The sequence below is a fragment of the Halolamina salina genome (genome assembly GCF_042678005.1).
Lineage (GTDB): Archaea > Halobacteriota > Halobacteria > Halobacteriales > Haloferacaceae > Halolamina > Halolamina salina.
In genome coordinates this window covers 4476-6676 of sequence record NZ_JBHUDH010000115.1, presented here as the reverse complement: position 1 = coordinate 6676, position 2201 = coordinate 4476, and the positions used below count along the sequence as shown (strand labels likewise).

2 protein-coding genes are annotated in these 2201 nt (G+C 69.4%); one reads left to right on the top strand and one right to left on the bottom strand.

All coding sequences use genetic code 11. The features are described 5' to 3' along the window. Nucleotides 1–199 precede the first annotated feature (199 nt). On the bottom strand, nucleotides 200–1066 hold the full coding sequence (mtnP, locus tag ACFR9S_RS10230; protein ID WP_379732816.1) for an S-methyl-5'-thioadenosine phosphorylase: 867 nt from the start codon (nucleotides 1064–1066) through the stop codon (nucleotides 200–202). A 131-nt stretch (nucleotides 1067–1197) separates the two neighbouring features. On the opposite strand from mtnP, the gene ACFR9S_RS10225 reads away from it, so the two are divergent. Next, the coding region (locus ACFR9S_RS10225; protein ID WP_379818555.1) for an MATE family efflux transporter at nucleotides 1198–2201 on the top strand (1004 nt) is incomplete at its 3' end.

Genomic DNA, 2201 nt, shown 5'->3' with positions numbered 1-2201 from the left:
GGGACTCGGCGCTGCGCCGGGCTTTCTGCCCGGCGCACTGTGGTCACAAGTGGTCTACGATCGTACTGCTGTCGTGGTCGCTGTCTCAGTTGCCAACGATCGAGTTGCTGTCGCGGTCGCCGTCGCTGAAGCTATCGCTGTTCCAGTGGATGTCGGCCCAGACCCATATTGCCGAGAGACGAACGAAAAAGAATTCGCCTCAGTCGTCCAGATACTCCCCGACGAACAGGTCCACGCGTTCGCGGGTCTCCTCCGGAATCGCGTCGGTCGGCGTGTTGATCGTCCCCTCCAGCGAGCTGTGACAGTCGCACTCGTGGCCCTCAGGGAACGTGCGGATCGCCTCCTCGATCGCGGCCTTGATCGCCTCCTCGTTGGCCTCGGCGTTCTCCAGCACCTCCTGCAGCGTCACCTCGTGGTCGTCCTTCCACACGTCGTAGTCGGTGACGCCGGCGAGCGTCGCGTAGCACATCTCGGCCTCGCGGGCCAGCTTGGCCTCCGGGATCGCGGTCATGCCCACGATATCCCACCCCTGATCGCGGTAGAACTCCGACTCGGCCTTCGTGGAGTACTGCGGCCCCTCGATGCAGACGTACGTGCCGCCCTCCTCGACGCCGGCGTCGGTCTCGACGGCCTCGGCCGCGCTCGCGAGGTGGTCGACCATCTCGGGGCAGTACGGCTGCGCGAACGGCTGGTGAACGACGATCCCGTCGCCGAAGAAGGAGAGATCCCGGTGCTTGGTGCGGTCGTAGATCTGGTCGGGGACGACGAGCGTCCGCGGCGGCAGGTCCTCGCGCAGGCTGCCGACCGCGTTCGTCGCGAGCACGTGGGTCACGCCCACCTGCTTCAGTGCGTAGATGTTCGCGCGGTAGGGGAGGTTCGTCGGCGAGTGCTGGTGGTCCGGGCCGTGCCGCGGGAGAAAGGCGACCTCCCGGCCCGTCTCGCCGAACTCGCCGATGGTGACCGGCGACGACGGCGAGCCGTACGGCGTCTGGACCGTCACTTCGCGGGTGTTGTGCAGCGGGAGCGCCTCGTAGATGCCCGATCCGCCGATGAAGCCGATGGTCATGGTCGCCCCTTCGCCACCCAACGGAATAAACGGGGGCGGTTCGACGCCGACCTCCCGAAACCGATCCCGGCGAGTGTACCGTGCTACCCACTGTTGCGCGAGTTCAAGACCCCCCGGGACCTTCGATACGTATGACCTCCGCCCCGCACGCCGAACGCTCCTCGCTCACGCGGGGCCCGCTGCTCCGGCCGCTGGTCCGGCTGGCGTGGCCGCTGGTGGCGATCCAGCTCCTCCAGGTCGCCTACAACCTCGTCGACACGATCTGGCTGGGGCGGCTCTCCGCCGACGCCGTCGGCGCGCTCAGCCTCGCCTTCCCGCTCGTGTTCCTTGTGATCTCGATCGGCGGCGGCTTCACCGCCGCGGGCGCGATCCTCGTCGCCCAGCACACCGGGGCGGGCGGCGACCGCGCGGCCGGCCGGATCGCGGGCCAGACCCTCGGCTTCGTCGGCATCGTCTCGGTCGTCGTCGGCGCGATCGGCTTCCTCGCGACGGGACCGCTGCTCGCGCTGCTGCCGGCCGATCCCGTGACTGCCGAGCGGATCGTCCCCCGCGCCGCCGAGTACATGCGGGTGTTCTTCCTCGGCTCGCCCGCCCTGTTCGGCTTCTTCGTGTTCTCGGCGCTGATGCGCGGCACCGGCGACACGCGCACGCCGCTTGTGGTGATGATCCTCTCCGTCGTCGTCAACGTCGCGCTCGACCCGTTCCTGATCTTCGGCTGGTGGGTGTTCCCCGCGCTGGGCGTCGAGGGCGCCGCGATTGCGACCGTCACCTCCCGCGGGATCGCGACGGTCGCGGGGCTGTACGTCCTGTTCGGCACTGACCTCGGCCCGACGATCGACCCCCGGGACCTGATCCCGAAGCCCGGCCCGGTCCGCCAGATCGTCGAGTTGGGCGTCCCGACCGCGCTGGAGCAGTCCGGTACCGCGCTCGCGATAGTCGCCGCCACCGCGATGGTCGCGACGTTCCCGCCGGCGGTCGTCGCCGCCTACGGTCTCGGCAACCGCCTGATCTCGGTCGTCACGCTGCCCGCGATGGGGCTCTCACAGGCGATGGACACCGCGGTCGGCCAGAACCTCGGCGCCGCCGAGCCAGAGCGCGCGACCCAAGCCGTCAAGCTCGGGACGGGGCTGCTCGT